This window comes from Ensifer sp. ENS08 (assembly GCF_014852195.1).
Lineage (GTDB): Bacteria > Pseudomonadota > Alphaproteobacteria > Rhizobiales > Rhizobiaceae > Ensifer > Ensifer adhaerens.
Genome location: NZ_JACVBF010000005.1, coordinates 315,051 through 333,515, shown reverse-complemented (window position 1 = coordinate 333,515; position 18,465 = coordinate 315,051). Strand labels below are relative to the sequence as shown.

Annotated in this window: 13 protein-coding genes and 1 pseudogene; 6 read left to right on the top strand and 8 right to left on the bottom strand. The window is 60.5% G+C overall.

Annotated features, from left to right (window positions below; genetic code table 11):
• The first annotated feature begins 14 nt into the window (after nt 1-14).
• From IB272_RS15175 to IB272_RS15165, 3 genes are all read left to right on the top strand, one after another.
• Entirely contained in the window at nt 15-1,070 is a 1,056-nt protein-coding gene (locus tag IB272_RS15175; protein WP_060607884.1) for an ABC transporter substrate-binding protein, read from the top strand.
• A gap of 1,142 nt (nt 1,071-2,212) precedes the next feature.
• Entirely contained in the window at nt 2,213-3,967 is a 1,755-nt protein-coding gene (locus IB272_RS15170) for a lysozyme (RefSeq protein WP_192444533.1), read from the top strand.
• Nucleotides 3,968-4,032: 65 nt separating this feature from the next.
• On the top strand, nt 4,033-5,214 hold the full coding sequence (locus IB272_RS15165; RefSeq protein ID WP_060607876.1) for a DUF2235 domain-containing protein: 1,182 nt from the start codon (nt 4,033-4,035) through the stop codon (nt 5,212-5,214).
• Between the two features lie 533 nt (nt 5,215-5,747).
• Here the strand turns inward: IB272_RS15165 and IB272_RS15160 are convergent.
• The 5 genes from IB272_RS15160 to IB272_RS15140 all read right to left on the bottom strand — a co-directional run bounded on the left by IB272_RS15160 (nt 5,748) and on the right by IB272_RS15140 (nt 11,425).
• Nucleotides 5,748-6,974 carry a transporter substrate-binding domain-containing protein gene (locus tag IB272_RS15160; protein ID WP_060607873.1) on the bottom strand — a complete coding sequence of 409 codons (1,227 nt, stop codon included), beginning with the start codon at nt 6,972-6,974 and terminating at the stop codon, nt 5,748-5,750.
• A 3-nt stretch (nt 6,975-6,977) separates the two neighbouring features.
• Nucleotides 6,978-8,921: a hypothetical protein gene (locus IB272_RS15155; RefSeq protein ID WP_060607870.1), complete on the bottom strand. Its 1,944-nt coding sequence runs from the start codon at nt 8,919-8,921 to the stop codon at nt 6,978-6,980.
• 785 nt (nt 8,922-9,706) lie between these two features.
• The gene (gene aac(3) / locus IB272_RS15150) at nt 9,707-10,519 is read right to left on the bottom strand and encodes an aminoglycoside 3-N-acetyltransferase (RefSeq protein ID WP_192357285.1); all 813 of its coding nucleotides are present in this window, start codon (nt 10,517-10,519) and stop codon (nt 9,707-9,709) included.
• 415 nt (nt 10,520-10,934) lie between these two features.
• The gene (locus tag IB272_RS15145) at nt 10,935-11,126 is read right to left on the bottom strand and encodes a hypothetical protein (protein ID WP_162766055.1); all 192 of its coding nucleotides are present in this window, start codon (nt 11,124-11,126) and stop codon (nt 10,935-10,937) included.
• 20 nt (nt 11,127-11,146) lie between these two features.
• The gene (locus tag IB272_RS15140; RefSeq protein WP_034799974.1) at nt 11,147-11,425 is read right to left on the bottom strand and encodes a hypothetical protein; all 279 of its coding nucleotides are present in this window, start codon (nt 11,423-11,425) and stop codon (nt 11,147-11,149) included.
• Nucleotides 11,426-11,697: 272 nt separating this feature from the next.
• Here IB272_RS15140 and IB272_RS15135 point away from each other — a divergent pair, with 272 nt between their 5' ends.
• On the top strand, nt 11,698-11,907 hold the full coding sequence (locus IB272_RS15135; RefSeq protein WP_034799975.1) for a dodecin: 210 nt from the start codon (nt 11,698-11,700) through the stop codon (nt 11,905-11,907).
• Nucleotides 11,908-12,322: 415 nt separating this feature from the next.
• Here IB272_RS15135 and IB272_RS34945 read toward each other — a convergent pair whose 3' ends face one another.
• Nucleotides 12,323-13,294: an NYN domain-containing protein gene (locus IB272_RS34945; protein ID WP_060529593.1), complete on the bottom strand. Its 972-nt coding sequence runs from the start codon at nt 13,292-13,294 to the stop codon at nt 12,323-12,325.
• A 276-nt stretch (nt 13,295-13,570) separates the two neighbouring features.
• Between IB272_RS34945 and IB272_RS35590 the strand changes: the two are divergent.
• Nucleotides 13,571-13,885, top strand: a pseudogene (locus IB272_RS35590) (AMP-binding protein); the annotation flags it as partial.
• Nucleotides 13,886-14,146: 261 nt separating this feature from the next.
• Nucleotides 14,147-14,968, top strand: coding sequence for a pyrroline-5-carboxylate reductase (gene proC, locus IB272_RS15120; protein ID WP_192444532.1), 822 nt, complete (start codon nt 14,147-14,149; stop codon nt 14,966-14,968).
• 386 nt (nt 14,969-15,354) lie between these two features.
• Here the strand turns inward: proC and IB272_RS15110 are convergent, their stop codons facing one another.
• Together IB272_RS15110 and IB272_RS15105 are read right to left on the bottom strand one after the other, a co-directional pair.
• Nucleotides 15,355-16,374, bottom strand: coding sequence for an Ldh family oxidoreductase (locus IB272_RS15110; protein WP_192357283.1), 1,020 nt, complete (start codon nt 16,372-16,374; stop codon nt 15,355-15,357).
• Between the two features lies 1 nt (nt 16,375).
• A complete protein-coding gene (locus IB272_RS15105; RefSeq protein ID WP_192357281.1) occupies nt 16,376-18,361 on the bottom strand; it encodes an FAD-dependent oxidoreductase in 1,986 nt (661 codons plus the stop codon).
• Nucleotides 18,362-18,465: the final 104 nt, after the last annotated feature.

The window sequence follows — 18,465 nt, the reverse complement described above, 5'->3', positions numbered from 1 at the left end:
GAAAGGGGAATACCATGATCGACCAACGGCTTACCAAAACCACGGCCCTCGCACTGCTGGTGTTCGTTGTGCAGCACAATTGTGCCTCGGCGGAAACCAAGACGCTCTACATCGGCATGAACGGCGGAAACTTCGAACGCGCCTATACGGAGCACGTGCTGCCGCCTTTCGAAAAGGCGAACGACGTCAAGGTCGTCGTCGTACCCGGCACATCCGCCGACATCCTCGCCAAGGCAACCGCCGCCAAGGACAATCCGCAGATGCATGTCATGCTGCTTGACGATGGCGTAATGGTGCGCGCCATCGGCGGCGGTCTCTGCCAGAAGATTGCTGCTGATCCGGTGCTTGACCAGATCCAAATGGCTGCCCGCCTGAAAGACGACATGGCGATCGGCGTCGACATGGGCATGACTGGCCTTGCCTATAACAAGAAGCTCTTCGACGAGAAGGGCTGGCCGGCGCCGACCTCGTGGATGGACATGGCCGATCCCAAGTTCGAAAACGCCGTCGTGTTCCAGTCGGCTTCCGCATCGAGCTTCGGCCTGCACGCCTTCCTGATGTTCAACCGCATCCAGGGCGGCGACGAGACCAACGTTGAACCGGGTTTCGACAAGTTCTCCGATACGATCGGCAAGAACGTCATCGAGTTCATCCCGAGTTCGGCGAAGATCTCCGAAATGGTGCAGACCGGAGAGGCAGCGATCTTCCCGCTGACCCCAACGGCCGTCAACAACCTCAAAGACAAGGGCATTCCAGTGGAATACGCCCAGCCGAAGGAAGGCTCCGTCGTGCTCGCCGTCACCGAATGCGTGATCGCCAACAACAGCGAACCGGAACTCAGTCAGAAGCTCGCCCACTACCTGCTTTCCGCCGAGGCACAGAGCCTGGCGCTCGATCAGGGCAACATCATCCCGTCAAACATCAACGCCAAGGCCGGCACAGATGCGGCAAACGCGAAGCTCTCGACGTTTAAGGCCAACATGGAGACCGCCAAGGTCCTCGATTGGGATGCGATCAACCAGAACCGGCAGGAATGGAACAAGCGCTGGAACCGCATGATCGAACGGTAGGTATGGCGGGAACGCTTATCGGTCCGCCAGGCGCGCAGGCGCGCCTGGCGGTGCGACATGGGTTCCCGGGCAATGCACCGGAAAATCCAGTCAACGACGGCGCGAACGAGGTGCTGGCGCGCTTGCTTGAAGCGTACGCCGTGCGCACAACGAAAATGAGCCTCCGCAGGGGGGCGGAGGCTCGCGCGCTCAAATATTGTCGGTAACAAGTTTTATAAATATCAAGCAGTTACACGGAAACATGAACCGTAAACGCAGCGGCGGCTGCGTCGAAATAGGATGGCGGTGTGTGCAAATGCAGATGCAGTTTGCCAATCGGGAAACCGCATAGCAACTCGCCCAAATGGACACTTTGCGTAATACATTGGGATTAGCCAATGACGCGACGCGAGCGCTAGAAAAATCGCGTAACGTTTCGTCGGGGCGGCTCCGCCACGTTAGTGATTGCGACGTGGCTGTGAGGCATCGGCGCTCGCAATATGTACACTGAAACGATCAAATCATTGGGGAAAGGCGAAGCGGTAACGCATGTAGTGCCTCTCCCGACGGTCGCGACCTAGTCTCGCAACAAACAGCGCAAATCACCAACGTCGTGCAATTGTTTTTGAACTTATGCCATCCGCGTAAGCAGCACAGCCAGTGGGATGCTTGCGGCATGGCGCTCATGGCTGCCCCCGCTCTATAATCGAGCTGTCGCGTATATCATTCACAATTGTAACGAGCCCTGTTGGAATTAACTGTTACATTTGGAACAGGTTCGTCGGCACTCGTCATGTAAAGTGCGGAAAGGCTGGCTGAATAAATTCAGTCAAAGGCTATGTCCGATACTAAATGTCAGGGATTTTCGTCCGAAAATCCGACGGATATCCTTGTTTTGTCGCCAAAGTAAACGTTTCTCGTTGAATTTTTAACGAGGTGGATCTTTTCCATAGTGTTGCATACGAAACCCGACGACCAACTGACGGCTCTGTCCCAATGTGAAGCAGAGCCCGACGGCGGTTGGACATGCCCTGGCGTTGGTCTGGGCGATTGGCAGGTCCCGCGTGGCGTGACCGTGCCAACTTGAACGCACAGTAAACCGACCATCAGCCGCGGCAGAACTAGCGGGCAACAGCGCGCTACAAAAACGATGGGAGGCTTCCGTGAAGACAAGTGTACGCTGCATATGCGCCATGCTCGCCGAAGAGGCAATCGTCCTATCAGCCTACAACGATGGCACAGGAACCATGACGGTCGGCGCCGGACATACGGCGGCGGCCGGTCCACCTGTTCCCCGCTCCGGCCTGACGATCACCCTGACGGAGGCGATCAACATCTTCCGCACCGATCTTGCCAAGTTCGAGGCGCAGGTCCAGGCAGCCGTCAGGACCCCACTGGCGCAGCATCAGTTCGATGCCCTTGTGTCGTGGCACTTCAATACGGGCGCGATATCGAAGGCAGGCTTGACGCAGAAGCTCAATGCCGGAGACGCTGTTGGCGCGGCCGCCGAATTTGCGCGCTGGAACAAGAGCAACGGCAAGGTGCTCGACGGCTTGGTCGCGCGTCGCGAGCGTGAAGCAGCCATGTTCGCAAAGGGAGAGTATGGCAGCCCGAAGATCCGCGTTCTGGAGAGCAGGGGCGGCCCGGACGAAATCTTCACCGCCGACCAGATCGAGACGCTCCTCGGGGGTGCCCCGAACTCGGAAGAAGAACAGACCACCGAAGAACTGCTGGCCAATCCGATCTCGCAGCTTCTCCCGCTCAACCGGCCCAAGCAATCCGCCGCGCTCACGAACACCGTGCTTCAGGAGTTTAGAAACCTCATCCCGGAAGAGGGGCGTGATGACGCTGTGACGTTGGTCGCCGTGCGCGGCTACTACCTCAACTCGATGGGCAAGGAGAGCGCAAACGATCGCGGCGTCTACGACGACGCGATCTTCATCGTCGAGCCGAGCGGTGTCCACAACTTCAACGCCAATACGGACCCCAGCCGTTTCGGTCGCGGTATCGCGCGGCTGAAGCCACGCCAGGCGATCCGGTACAGACCCGGTCTACACGGGTTTGGGCGCAAGAACGGACCCTATCCCGCCTTCCGGCAGGACAGCGACTGCACGGTCATTCGCGATGAAACCGGTGAGGATACGGATTCGCAGGATGGCCGCTTCTGGATCAATCTCCACCGCGGCGGCGTCACGTCCACCTCCAGCCTCGGTTGCCAGACGGTCCCACCGCATCAGTGGAACGAATTCAAGACCCTCGTAGACGGTCTGCTGAAGAAGCATGGACAGGAGACTTTTTACTACTTGCTCGTCGATCAGGACGATGTCCCACAGGAGGAAACGACCATGCCTGTTATCACGCAGCCGGCACCGGCTCCGGCGACGACCGAGGCGAACCCCGCACAATTGCTGCAACAGATCCTCGCGCTCGCTGCGATGTCGCGCGGACACAAGCCCGCGAACCAGGGCGACATGACCTGGCTGGTCGATGTCTTGCGGGCACTTGTCACCCAACCGACGATCAATGGCGTTGTCCTGAATGGCGCGAAACCGGACCCGCTCGCATCGGTCAGCGACCCTGACCTGACGCCGGTCAACGGTGCGCTCGGAAAGACGCTCGGGAATGCGCTCGACGGCCGCAAGACCGCGATAGGTGCCATCGGCATGCTCGCCACGACCCTTCTGCCAATCTTCTTCCCGCAGCTGGCGCCGGTCACGGCGATCGCTGCACCCTTGATCGAGGGGGCGGCGAACGCGGGCGCCACAGCGGCGGCGACGCATGCTGGCGGAGGGCTCGGCAGCGAGCTTGTAACGGCCGCCTTCCCTGTCTTTGCCGCGATCAGCGGCTGGGGCGTGATGGGCAAGGTTGAAAAATGGGTCCGCGCCCTTCGGGGCGGGCTTGAAGCGCCGGCCGCGTGAGAACCGCGGCTGCTCACGCCAAGACAACAGGGAAACGCACATCAGGGCCATAAAGGAAAAAAGAGATGAAACGCTTGGTTGTTTGTTTCGACGGAACCTGGAACGACGCCGATAGTGCCCGTTCCGAAACGAATGTCGCGCGGATCGCGAGGGCCATTCGCGCTTGCCAGGACGAAAGAGGCGGTATTCCGCAATCTGTCCTGTACCTGCGTGGTATCGGATCGTCCGGCCTGCAAATTCAACGCCTTTTGGATGGCGCGATCGGCACTGGCGTCGATGAGAACATCCGCTCCGGATACATGTTCCTCGCCCAGAACTATGTTTCAGGCGACGAGATCTATCTGTTCGGTTTCTCGCGTGGCGCCTTTTCCGCGCGCAGCCTGGCGGGGCTGATCGCCTCATGCGGACTTCTCAGACGGCAGCGGCTCGGGGATCTGCGCAACGCCTGGCAGTATTACAGAACCACCGAGGACCGGTCGCCGAAGGATTTCGTTGATAGATATTCGACGGATGCGCACCTGGATGTCGAAGTCACGATGCTCGGGGTCTGGGACACGGTCGGCGCGCTCGGCGTTCCCAGCCACATTTTCAGTGGCTTCAACTGCAGGGAATATGGATTCCACAATACCACGGCCTCAAAGATAACGCGCCACGCCTACCACGCGATGGCCATCGATGAGTCGCGAGACGAGTTCGTGCCGACGCTCTGGACAGGCGACGTCCCGGCCAATTGCACGATAGAGCAGGTCTGGTTCGCAGGCAGCCATGGAGACGTTGGCGGAGGGTATGTCGACCGTTCACTGGCCGATATCCCGCTGGTCTGGATGGCGCAAAAGGCGCAGGCCTGCGGGCTTGTGATGGACTGGACGATGCTCCCGAAAGGACTCGACGTCAGCGCCCCGCATCACGACTCGCGTGCAGGCTGGTCGCTTAAGGACCGGTTGACGCCGACATTCCGGCAAATCTGCGAGAAGCCGTTCAGGGTGAATTACTACGAAACGCTTTACCGGCCGCGCGATGGACAGGGCATCGCTCAACGCACGATCAACGAATCCCTTCATGAAAGCGTGATCGCGCGCTATGGGCAGACAGTTTCCTTTTCTCCGGACGACGATCCGTCGGCGCGCGCGCAGCAAGTCTACAAGCCCAGAAATCTCGCTCCGCTTTTCAATGTCCCGGTTCGGGGGCAGCGCCCAGTGGCGCCCAATGTGATCGCGGCTCAGACTGCCCAGGTCGCGACCGTTTGAAAACACCTACACGCCCGGTTCATGGGGCTGGACGGGACGATGCACGGCAAGACGAGGAGGTCTTGCCGTGCATTTTCGTCTGGCCGCTCGTGAAGCCAAAGCTGGAATGGATTTCACCTGAGCCGGAGGTCAAGGCGACACTGCACATTCGCAACCGCATTGCACCGTCATCGGTTTTGTGGAGCCGGACGTCCGTGCCGCAGCGTTTGGGGCCGAGCAACTTTCAGGGGGCCTCGCTTGATGGCCCACCCGAGAATGCGCCGCAAAAAAGAGATCGCCAGGTGGTGCCCGTGACCTACTGCCATGGTCCAATCCGCTTCACGTGTCCGCACGGACCAGCATTGCCAGCAATCGTGCACTGCCCGCCGGTAAGCGAGCGGCTAGGCACGTTCTAGGCCCTTGCGGGCTTGCGGTCACGCTGCCGAGGCAGAATAGGCGATCGGTGGTTAGTCCCAGTGACCGTGACGCCGGTCGCCTCGTCCGTCTTCTTGAGCTTACGGATCCCGGCCCACATATGGCGTCGTCGGCGCCGGCTAGCGGTCCGTCTTCGAAATGCTTTGCGAAACCTCGGGCAAATGCACCGGATCTTGCTGCGCACCGGCACCAGACCCAGGCTTCTCAGTCATGTCGCTTCCCGCCGGAATGCTGTTGATCCGGAACAGGGTGGCGAGATGTTGAGACTTTTGCGTCCCGGGAAAATGACCTGAGAACAGCCGCTCGACGGTTCCGTCCTCGAACATGCCGTAAAGCGCAAGTGTGATGCGCTCGGGGAAATCGGGGAAACGGCGAGATGAGACCACGAGGGCGTAGGGCTCGTAGGTGCCTTCCGTAGTCGGTGTGGTGTCGGCAGCACAACGGGTACCGGTACGTTCGCCATAGTCGGCAAGTGCGGCCTTGATGATATCGACATCCCCGAAATAGCGGGCCAGCCGACCGTTACAAAATTCGTCCGCCGCCTCGGAATGCGAGTCGATTTCTCGCGGGCAGATCATCCAGTTGTCCTGCGTCAGGTGCGCCGCATTGGTTTTCAGCGTGTCGCCGATCGTAGATCCCTTGACGTAGCCCCAGATCTCAAAGGTTCTCTTCTTCTCGGTGTTTTCCTTCGTGGGCTGCTGGAGAGTGAAATCAAACTTCTGTTCCAGCCAGCCGAGAAGGCCGTTTCCGGCGGTTGCTGCAGGTTGGGTCGTACTGGGCGGGGTGGCTTGGTTCGCGGGCACCGACGACCATCTTCTCGTCTTCGGATCTTCGCCCTTTGCCTGTTTCAGCCAATTGAACACGTCCGTGCAGGTCGGTTTGGGCGGTGCGTCTTTGGGAAGGTCTCCGGCTGCCTCTGACGAACGTGGATCGAGATGCGCCTTGACGTATGAGCCGTTCGCCACGAAGACGATGGGCGAGAACGCAAGATAGGGTGCCTGCCCGTTGTAGGCGAAGTTCTGCATCCGCTTGAGCGTGATCGTCGTCGGATCGCAAAGTAGGTCGTAGTCGCCGTCGCCTGTTTTCAGGAACGCGGCTCGTTTCTTTGCGTCCACGCCCTCTTCGCTAAAATGATATCCCGCACGCTGGACGGCCTCGGTGCAGATATCCCAAAAGAAGCCGAGATAGCCTTTGGTGTCTCGGTCCCGCCAGATGAAGGGTCGCGCATCTTCGCGCACCCCAATCCTAATCTCACCGCTGTCAAGCGTCTCAGCACGCGCAGTGTAAGAGAGGACATGCGCTGGGACGAGTGCGGCGACGACGAATTTGGCGAGCAGTGGGCGCATCGGCTACTCCGCGGGTGTTGGTCTTGACGCCACGCGTGCGGGCGTCTTTCCCGAACGGAAGCGCTCGGCGCCGCCGCGTTGGTTGAGAAGAGCAGCCGTGACGCAAAACACGACGACGAAGCCGATGAACGCCGAGAACATCGCCGAGTAGACGACGAGACCTCTATCGATTGCGTCGAGGCTCAGAGTGGTTGCGGGCTTTGTTGCCCATGATGTCAGGTAACGGGTCGCCCCTCCGCAGACGGCCATGACAACCGATGCGCCGACCGCCCAGATCAGGCTTGAGAGATACGTCGGCTGCAGCGAGAGTGACAGTGCCCGAGCCAACCATGCATCGAGCAGGAACGCCACGATCAGGGCAAGTACGGCGCCGCGAACGGCCGTCGGCGCGTTGTATTCGAACGAAAGCTGCAGGAACAGCGAGAGGCCTTGATCGCCGGCGGCCCAACCTGTGTCGAGGCCGGTTTTCCAGAGCTGCAGCCCCATGACGAATACGGCGGCGACGGCCCAGGACACGAAAACGACGAGCACGGCTTGCGGCAACCACGAGGTCCAATGCGCCTCGCGCATGTTCCGCCAACGACGCGACTGCATGCCTGCGTCGCGAAGCGCGAGCGTCACAATCATCGGGATGCAGTAGTTGTTGAACGCGTAGAAGATGTAGGTCAGCGTGCGAGAATAGACATTGACGGGGCTACCCCATACGAGCTCGCTTTCAAACCGACCGGGTAGCAGGCTCCAAAAGAGGCTGACGAAGAGCACGGTGCCGAGGGCCCAGAGCGCAGTCAACGTCGCGTAGGATCTGCGATAGCCAGCGCTTAAATGGGGGTGCAACAGGGCGCCGAGGAACTGCTCGAGCTTTTTCCGGGCAACGACTTGCTGATGTGCCGCCGCCTCGTCTGCCGTCGCCGGCGAGACGACGATGATCTCGTGCTCGACATAGAGCGCGAGCAGGATGCAAAGATCGTCTGCAAGGTCGTCGGCATCCGACGCCAATCGCTCCCAGGTCGCCCTCTTGCGTTCGCCGAGGCTTGCATCGGCGGCTCCGTTGCTGACAGGCGCTTCCTTCGCCGCGCCTGACCCGTAGCCCGACCTCTCGTCCAGATCCACGACCAACTGATCCCGTCGCTTGCTGAGCTCTTCCTCAAGTTTCTGAAAACGCTCCCGCGCGGGGGCGTTGGCGAGCTTCAGCTTGCGGTCGAGGATCCAGGCAGAGACGGAGAAGATCAGTTCCAGATCGAGACGAAAGTCCTCGGGTTCGCTCAACTGATCCTTCGCGGCCGCCTGATAATGATCAATACGCTCCCAATTGCTGCGCGGAATGAGGAGGGTGTTCTTTTCGAGGGATGACGCGCTGTCGGCCGAGATCGCGAGGTCCTTCCGGCGCAGATCTTCACTGGCGCCGATGACGCGGGTGGGAATACCCGCCAGGCGGTGGGCAGCACTTCGCATCCAGTCCTCGAAGCTTCCCAGAAGCGGGAAACTGGGTGCCAGACCGACCATGATCAGCGCGATGGCAAGCGAGACCGATGCGTCGATGCCAATATCGATGTCCCGCACGACCGACGGAACGACGATGGTGGACAGAGGCTGCATCCAGGTGCTTGCAGCACTGTTGCTGCCCGGGGTGAAGCCTGTGGTGATCGCTACCGGGGCATCGACGGAAGGAACGGGAAGCTTGCTCGCACCGATCGAAAGATCCGGGCCACCGAGCATTGGGAGGAGTTCCGCGTAGGCGCAGAGGAAGAAGTAGATGATCAGAAGTATGAGCGCGTAGCATGCGTAGGCGTGCATGACGATGCGCCGCGCCCGAAGCTTGTCGGGCGACAACAGGTTGACAAGCCGCTCCATCTGCCGCCCGCCCTCGTAGGTGACACGGTTGAAGCGCCCGTAAGAATAAAATAGGACTATCGCCGCTCCGAAGAGCAGCGCGACAAGGTTCGGCATGGTGGTAAATCACAGTTTGGGGCAGTGCCTTAACGGCACTGCTGTACCGCCGGGTTGCATTGTGCAGCTGCCGTCGCAGGCACGAATGACGTCAGGGCAATGAGCACGAGCAATAGCTTCATCATGGCATCCTCCCTTGCGATTTTGCTTTTTGATGCAGGAAGCGATCAGTTAACAAGTCGCGTTGTCGAAAGGCATAAGTTGCAAGACAACCGAGTGTTCAAGGAACTACTTTCCCGATTGTATGATACCAAACGCGTCACGGCGTGGATGTTACGTTCGTAACACCTGAAGTCTCTGGGCAGGTGTAATTTACATCGGTCTCTGTGCGTTCCGCGCCATCGCCAGCGCGGTCACCAATCTCCGGATCTCCAGGCAACGCGCCGGCGAAAGCTGGATGGATGGATCTCTAGCGCAGCCGCGGGCTGCTGCGGAATATCTCAGCAGCGGCGCTTGAGCCGTCGCTGACATTCGACGCCGACCGGATAGGACCAAGTCTTCCGTCCGAATGGGGCGGCCCGCATCGTTATGGACTGGGAGGCCTGCCACTGGCTGGCGCCAGCTGGTACGAGACGGTCCTCATGGCACCATAAGGGACGCTCCACGGCGAGGTAGGGAATGGCTGCTGCACGGAAGAAGAACCTGACTTGCGCAATCGCGGATCGGGCGGACAGTTCGCGCGAACCGGCTTTGTTCGCTTTCGCGGCCGCCGCCTGGTACACCCACTTTGTCCGTCTGAGCGGCACCGCGACCACCGCCGTATTCGTGGATCCGTTTCGCGGTGCCTACGCACCCTTGCCAAATCGGCTTTCGAGATATGCTACACCAAACGACACGATGTCCCGCGCGTCGAAGAGGTGGCAGAACGCATCTCCGACCGTCCCGCTCCGGTGCCGGCTAGTGGCAACGTAGGCATTCGCAATCGTTTCGACCGCGTCGGCCTGGCCCGCGACCGCAAAACGATCAAGGATGCCGTTGGTGTCAAAGTCTTCGGCGGTCTCCCATACCGTTTCACCATTCGGACCAAGAAGCGGCATCTCGTAAGTCACGCGCCGCTTGCCGGGGATGTCGGCGATGGCTTCCGCATAGTGGAGAGCGGTAACGGAGTTCAAAGGGGCGCCCAGCAAGAGCACTTTTCCCCTTAGTTCGACAAATCGTTGGATTGGCGAGCCATTTCCCAAGGCCTGGCCAAGCCGATGAGGCTCGATCAACGTCTCGGAAAGTGGCCCAACCGCAACCATAGATGCGTCGGGATGAGCGCTACGGCGTGCGCCGGGCGCTTCAACAAGAAACTGGTTGAGCAGGCCGAAACCCGGATAGGTGCGAGCGGTTGCGGGATCGAACGGCGGCCAAGTACGACGCGCTTCATCAGCCATCCGGGCGCCATTCAAAGTTTCCTCGTAGGGTGAGCGGTCCCATGAGGCATAGCCCATAAGGGTGCCCGATGATCCAATCGCATCGAGAAGTGCGCCGACAATGGCCGTCGGCCCGCCTTTGACAGCACCAACGGCTTTCAAGGAGGCGTGAACCATCACAAGATCGCCCGTTCGAACGCCCAGTTGTCGAAGATCCGTCGTAATTTCAGTCCGGGTTTTCATCGAACCAGTTCAGATTTTCCGAGGTCTTGAAATCAGGCCGCCAGGGCCAGCACGAGTACCCACGCTACCAGTGAGGGCGAAGGTCAAAGCCAGCATGCTTGTGCGGAGGCCGGCGGGCGACTTGCCAATTGTAGGCATGAACTGTCTCCTCTCCGAGCAAACAATGCTTAATTGAGGCTGGATGCATAGGCGTGTTCCATGCGATGTTTAAAGCGACGCCCGACGAGCCGTAGCGAGCACCGTGGCCTAGAGGGCCTCGCTCGCGACTTTGGCCGCCATCGATACCAGGAGCGCTGCCAAAGCCACGGCTGTTCCAAGTCTCGCGATCTTCATACGGCGTTCGCGACGGCCGTTCCAGTCATATCCCATCAGCGTCGCCTCCCGTTCCGCATTTGGTTTGGTCCGCCAAGGGCTTTCAATCGACCTTGCGCCCTGGCCGGCGTTCTTGAAGTAACTTGAGGTATCTGCGCCGGATGCAATCGATGGGCACATCGCCGGTGAACCGCAGCTTGAGCAGGACCTCGACCTCGGCATCACGCTCGATCGCCATGCCGCACTCTGCCCATTTCGCAACGACGCGATCGGCGATTTCCTTCCGCGTGGTCACGAACGTCCCTTTGCTTTGGGTCATTTTCGTTGCAGGGCGAGCGCGCCGGCCTCCCGGCAGACACCCCGCAGCGATGAAGACCGATCCGCAAGGCCTCCCAACGTCCCACTGATGTGATCGGCCTGTTGTCTGGTTAATCTGAACTGCAGCGCCGACACATCCGTGAGATTAGGGTCGACGCTGAATTCGATCCTCAAGAAAACGTCGCCCGTTTCATCGCCTTTTGCCGGCTCGGCTTTCCAGCCGACGATGGTCGAGGACCTGACATTGCCACGCCCGTCCGTACTCCAGTCGTTCATGTGCTTGCAAACCTCTCTCTTTGCGAAAACCAACGACAGACAAGAAGCTCTAGACCGCACGCCAGGAAGAATGTCCGAAAGTGCGCGTATCGGAATTGGTACATACCAGTGTTAAGCAATAGTTTTGATTTATGCATTTGGCATTTAAAAATTACAGGTCGCTAAAAGATTGATGCGACAATAGAGCCAGACACTTCCTTGCGCTGATTGTTAGCGCAAGGATTGCAGCTTGCCTGTAGGATGTCCTTTCTCAAAGCAAACGGGAGGTTGTTATGAGTGATCACGTCTATAAGAAGGTAGAGCTGGTCGGCAGTTCGAAGTCGTCTGTTACAGACGCTATCGAAACCGCGATCGCGCGTGCATCGAAGACCATGAGAAACCTGGAATGGTTCGAGGTCGACCAGATCAGGGGACACATCAAGGATGGCGAAGTCGCGCACTACCAGGTGGTCATGAAGGTCGGGTTTCGTATTGACGACTGAACAGGCGACGCGTGGGCGCCAGCTTGGATCGACTGGCGCTTGCAGCAACGATCGTTGCGCCACGCCGGTAAAACACGCGGCTCAGTCGATTGTGCAGGGTTAGTAAGGGCTACATTCTGTTCCAGCATAAAGCTCCGCGCATGACAGGGGTGTGCCATGGAGCCCCTGCGGGCACGCTGCTGCAGAGCGAAAGAAGACGTGGTGGCCAGGACGCTGGTCAACGAACGCGGGCGCGAGATCATGGCGAGGTTCCGCGGAACCACGCTCGCCGGCTGTCTTTCCCGCGCAGGTGCGCAGCAAGGTGCGGTACAGGCTGAGCGTCGTCTTTGCCAGACCGAGCAACTTGAACACCATCGACGTAAGGTAAGTTTTGCCCCGAAACCCCACCCCTCGAACTACCTTCCGCCCATCAAGTTCAGGACGACAAATCGTCAGGCTCCCCGGCCTTTTCGATCTGCTCCCGGATATAGGATTCGATGTAGTCGAAGACCTCGGCCGCGCCTGCGTCCGTCGCGATCAGATCGATCGGCCGACGGCCGCCGAGATGCACGCTTTCTCTGCGTGCCCATTTCAGGATCTCGCCTTCGCCTCGCAGGACCGGGCGCGCCATCTCCAGCATTTTCGCAAGGTGATGCGGCTTCGCATACCATGAGTGTGGCTTGATGCTGGCACGACGGCGGCCGGGAACGACATCCGGCAATTGCGAGGCGCGCAGCTCTTCATCCAAAATATGCCGCCGCACCCAATGGGCGAGCTTCGCAAGCGAGACGTTCGCCTCGCGCTCAAGATCGCCGCCAGCGCCGACATTGCGCGTCGGGATCACCAGCCCACGGACGATATGGGGGCAACGCGCTTTCAGCATCTCAAGTGCCGGCGCCAGGTCCGTGTCATTGGTGACAAGTACCACTTGGTCGACGTCCCCGCTCAGCGCGTCGTCGTAGAGTTGGAGCGCCAGATTCACATCCGACTGCTTTTCCTCAAGCTTCCACACCTGGATCTTGTCGCAGTCACGCGGCCAGCGTTTCGGATCATCCGCCGGAACGATATGCTGGTTGGCCTTGTAGAGCGAATAATAGCCCATCACGAAGGAAAGCCGTCCGGCACAATGCGCCGTCAGGGCATTGTGGTAGTGAGCCTGCGACGAGACCGAATCCTCTCCCTTGGCCGCGCTGTCGATAATCTTCGCCGTGAAGTATTTAATCGCACAGTCCGGGTGCAGGATCATCGTCGCCGGATCGGCGCCCGGTTCGGGACGATAAAGGATGCTCGGCAGTATATGCGCCTCGAATAGGGCGAGAACATCGAGCCATTTAAACGCGGTCTTGCGTAGGCATCCATAATAGAGATTATAGCCGTCGATATAGACGCGTGTTCGTAACGCTGGCACTCCTTGCTCCCGGGCATAAAAAAACCGGCTTGCGCCGGCTTTTTCCCCCAACCGCCCGGAGCCCATGTCTCTCAGGATGCTGGGTTAGTTGTTAACTGCCAACATAGTGTTGGGAGGGCTTATAGTCAATTGGATTTGACGGTCGTTTGCGCTTCGAAGCCAACGATTTGGCCTTGTAGGCCGCTAAAATAGGCATGCCTTGCGAAATTCGCAATCGAATTGCCCTATCCGTCGCAGTCGATCGTTCTGCCGATCGTCGAGGACCTGTCACTTGCCATGGTCGACCGGTTCAGCGCCAGCCGCTTCTGGAATCAGGTGAGAACCTACGGTGCCACCCCCATCCACTACCTCGGCGGGATTCTCCAGATTCTCCTAAAGCAACCCGAAAGCAAAGGTGACCGCGAGCATCCGGTGCGGGTCGCGTGGGGCGGCGGCTGCCCAAAGGAGGTGTGGCCGCTCTTCAAGGAGCGTTTTGGTATAGATATGCGCGAGTGCTACGGCATGACCGAAGCCTCCAGCATCACCACCTGCAACGCCACCGGCGTTGTCGGCGCCGTGGGTCAACCGATGCCCTGGTTCTCGGTCGATATCCTCGACGAAAAGGGCGAGCCGGTGCCGACAGGGGGCAGGGGCGAGATCGTCGTGCGCACTTCGCTGGAGGGCGCGCTGCACACCGGCGATTCCGGCTCATTCGCGCAACATCGCCGTTGTCGACGAGTTCGAACGCACGCCGAGCCAGCGGATCATGAAGAATCGGTCGCCTGTCGCACTCGGCGATTGCTGGGACCGACTGGCGCAGCAATAGGGCTGGCGTGCTTTGGGCCGAGTGCGCGCATGAAGGGAAGCGACGGTATGGATCAGTCTGGCGAAATCGTGCTGGTTGGTTGCGGCAACATGGGTTTTGCGCTGCTTGAAGGCTGGGTGGCCCGGTTTGGCATTGCCGCTGACCGAATTCATGTGGTCGAGCCGGTGGAGGCCCTCCGCCGGCGCGCAGTGGCAGCGGGCGCTGCGGCCTACGCGGATGCGTCCGAGCTGCCGCAGGCACTGCAGCCGCGCGCCTTCATTGTCGCCGTCAAGCCGCAGGTCATCGGCTCGATGCTTGCGACATACCGGCGGTTTAGCGCAACCGCCGCCTTTGTCAGCATCGCCGCCGGCGTGCCGATCGCGACCTTCGAGGCGACGCTTGGTGCGGTGCCGATCGTGCGCGCCATGCCCAACATGCCGGCGTCGATCGGCATGGGAGTTATTGCCGCTTTTGCCAACGCGCACACCGGTAACGTTCAGATTGCCTATGTGAGTGATCTTCTGGCAGCCGTCGGAAACGTCCATTGGCTGCCGGAAGAAGAGCTCATCAATGCCGCGACTGCAATATCGGGGTCGGGGCCGGCCTACCTCTTCCATTTCATCGAGTGCTTGACCGAGGCAGGTATCGCTGTCGGTCTGCCGGTAGAGACTGCGCATGCGTTGGCGAAGCAGACGGTTGACGGTGCTTCAACTCTCGCCAGCGCCAGCGTCTTTTCTCCCACGGAGCTCCGCCAGCAAGTAACCAGCCCGAACGGCACGACTGCTGCGGCACTTGAGGTCCTCATGGCCGAGCCGAGTCTGGCGGCTTTGCTGAGGGAGGCAGCCGCGGCCGCGCATCAGCGGGCTCTCGAGCTTGCTGTGGTCGGTTGAGCGGTAATGCCTGTGCGAGACAATGACGGACCGGTGCGCCTCGTTCATTCGCTCAAGGATAGCGATGTCGCCCTCGCTAGAGCGTTGGCGCTTCGAGTGCCGTTGCACCGATGAATTCTGCGGTCGCCTGCGTCATGACCGGACACGGCTGTCCATGGCTCAAACAGGTTGCCGTTCGGATATGGCATCATGTTGGTAGAGTTGCACGAAGCGTCACGCCGGCACGACGAAATGATCGATGCAATTGCGGACCACGATCCTGACCGAGCTGAGGCGTTGGTTCGCGCTCACCTCGATCTGTCGCGCAAGAACATGGCGGTGTAGGCCGCCCAGGAAGGGATGGCGATTTCTCTCGGCGTGTAGCGTATCTGAGACGGCAGGTATTCTTACGTTCGTGCGCCAGTCGATTGATCCCACTTGGACGCGAAGCGACCAATGACGTCGAAGACAGCGCGCGACACGCGAAATGGCTGGTCAATCGAGCGAGGCCTGCCGCTAACGCCTGGAACGTAGACACCAAGTTCCTTGAGCCGCCGGACCTGTTGGTGGGCGCGGGCGATGTGGTCGCTCCCTGGCGGGCCCGGCATCATCGCAATCACCGTCAAACCCACGGCGGGCGAGGTATCGCCCGTTCTGAAGCTTGATGCGTCCAGCGACCAGGAGCCACCGGAAAGTCCGGCCGACAGCATTTCGACGAGGAGCGCGACGTTCGCACCCTTGCGGCCACCGAAGGGTAGCAGCGCGCCTAAGAGTGCCTTTTCGGCGTCCCGGGTATCGGCGCCTTCGTTGTCGACCGCCCATCCTTCCGGGATTTCTCGCCCCTCGGCGGCGGCGGCGGCAATGTTGACGTAGGCAGTCGCGCTTGACGATTGGTCGACGATGAGTGGCGGCGCGTTGGCGCCGAGCGGAAATCCGAAGGCGATGGGGTTCGTGCTGTAGACAGCCGGTCCTCCTGCCTTCGCTACGACCATGGCATTCGCGTTGGTCGCCGCAAGACCGCTCAGGCCTTCCAGCGCGAGCCTGCGCACGTAGTAGCCGAGCTCGCCCGTTGTATAGCTGTTCTTCTGGGTGAAGAGCGCGATCCCGAAGTTGCGGGCAGCATCCACGAAATCGCGGAAGGCAAGGTCGAAACCGAGCTGCGCGATGCCTCGGTCGGCATCGCAGGTGATGTGAGCGGGGAAGGGGCGCGTGGCGGCCGGCGTGGGATCGCAATTGATGCGCCCCTCGCGAAAACTGTTCAGATAATCGACGAGGTGCGGAAACCCGACCGCGCTCGGGCCGAAGCGGGCGGCCGACACTGTTGCGTCCACGAGCGATCGGGCGCTCGCCGGATTGGCGCCGGCACCAAGGCAAGCTCTCATCGCCAGATCTTCTGCTTGCCTCTGGTTGAGTTCGACCTCTTCCATCTCAGATCTCCAGTCCCGCTTTCCTACCCTCATAAAACGCATAGGGTGCCTGCCGCGGTGCGGCGCAATCGCCGATCTGGCGCGTAGCGATACCGCGTTCGGCGAGCCCCGGCATCAGCCAGTCGGCCGGGGCATTCGTGGTGGCCGTCACCAAGGCATCCGCGTCGATGAAGCGACACTCTCCCGTGGTGTGGTCGACGATGGTCGCGCCGTTGCCGTGCCATTCGATGACGCTGGCTTCGACGATCCATGTGACGCCGAGTTTCCTGAGCGCCTGCCGCATCGGAACGTCGGCTGCGGTTCGCTGCAGCTCCTTGCCGACGAACGGGTCGGGCGTCAGGAGCGCCACCTCGTGGCCCTCCTCGGCGAGCTTCCAGGCGGTGCCGCAGCCGCGCCAGCCGCCGCCTTCATCCAAAAGCAGAACGCGCTTGCCCGGCCTTGCCTGCCGCGCCATGACGGCTTCGACTGTGAAGACGTTACCCTTCGCCAGGCCCGGCATCGCCTCGACCGCCGGCAGCGCTTTCTGGAACACCGTCTCCGGCGAATAGGAGCCGGTGGCGACGATGACACGCCCGAACTCGGAAGGATCGATGTCCTCGGCCTCGACATAGGAGTTGAGGCGAACCTCTACACCGAGTTTTTCGAGCTGGCGCTCATACCAGGCGATGAGATCGAGGATCTGGGCCCTTCGTGGCTGCATGCCTGCGAGCAGGAAGTTACCGCCGAGCCGGTTCGACGCCTCGGCGAGCGCGACTTCGTGGCCACGCTCGGCGGCCACCCGGGCGGCCTCCAGTCCGGCTGGGCCGCCACCGATGACCAGCACGCGCTGGGGATCGCTGGTCTTCAAAAAGCGGTCGCCGTTCCATTCGGCCTCGCGGCCGACGGACGGGTTGATCAGACAGCTGATCCAGTAGTCGCGCGACCGGCGTCCCCAGCACATCTGATTGCACGAGATGCAGCCGCGAATGTCCTCCGGGCGATCTTCGGCCGCCTTCTTTGCAAGATGCGGATCAGCGATCTGCCCGCGCACGATCGAAACGAGGTCGGCTGCTCCCTGGCCGAGCACCGTTTCGGCGTTTTCGGGGGTGCGGATGTGGCTTTCGGCGATCACAAGCGCGTTCTTGACGACACTCCTCAGGACTGAAGCGAGATCGGCGCCAAGTTTTTCCGGATAGAGGAACGTGGGCATCAGCTTGTAGAAATCGAGGTAGCCGCCAGAGCCGCAGGTGACATAATCGATAAGGCCCAGTTCGTCGTGCAGGCGGATGATTTCGGCAAGCTCGTCGCGTTGAAGCGCAACCTTCACGTCCGGTTCGTCACTGACGGCAAGGCCGACAATGAAATCCGGCCCGCAGACGTCCCTGATCCGCGTCAGGATTTCCCGAGACATCCGCGTGCGGTTTTCAAGCGAACCGCCCCACTGATCGTCGCGCCGATTGCACCATGGCGTCCAGAATTGGTCGACCAAACCGAGATAGGCAGCCCATACTTCGACGCCGTCAAAGCCGGCGTCCCGACAGCGACGTGCCGCCGCAACGAAGCCATCGATCGTTTCCAGGATTTCCGCTTCGGTCATCGGATGCGAGCCGTCGCTGTCATGATAGCTCGGCCCGCCCGAAGGCGACCAATGCGGATGGAACGAATTGTCGGAATCCCCATGCGCTCCGACGTGATAGAGCTGCTGGATCGCTATGGCTCCATGCCCTTTGATCGCCTCGACCACCTTCTTGAAATGGGGGATGACACTGTCATCGGAGTGGCGAAAATTGCCGCGAGTTAAAACGGCTGCGGCATGGACGGGCATGGGTTCGACGACGATCATCGCGGCGCCGCCGATCGCTCGTTCCCGGTAATAGGCGGTATGTCGTTCGGTCGGCAGACCCTCGACCGCCATGTTCGCCGTGTGCGCGCCGAACACGATCCTGTTCTTCAGCGTGTGGGACCGCAGTTTGAGAGGGGAAAACAGCCGAGGAAATTTCTTGGACATGGCGCAACTCCTGGCGGGGAGGGGTCGGGACTGGAATGGAATGAGGGAGGAGCCACCCTTGGCGCTTTTCCGGGCGGAGGACCGGCCGCACGGAGGAATGGCAT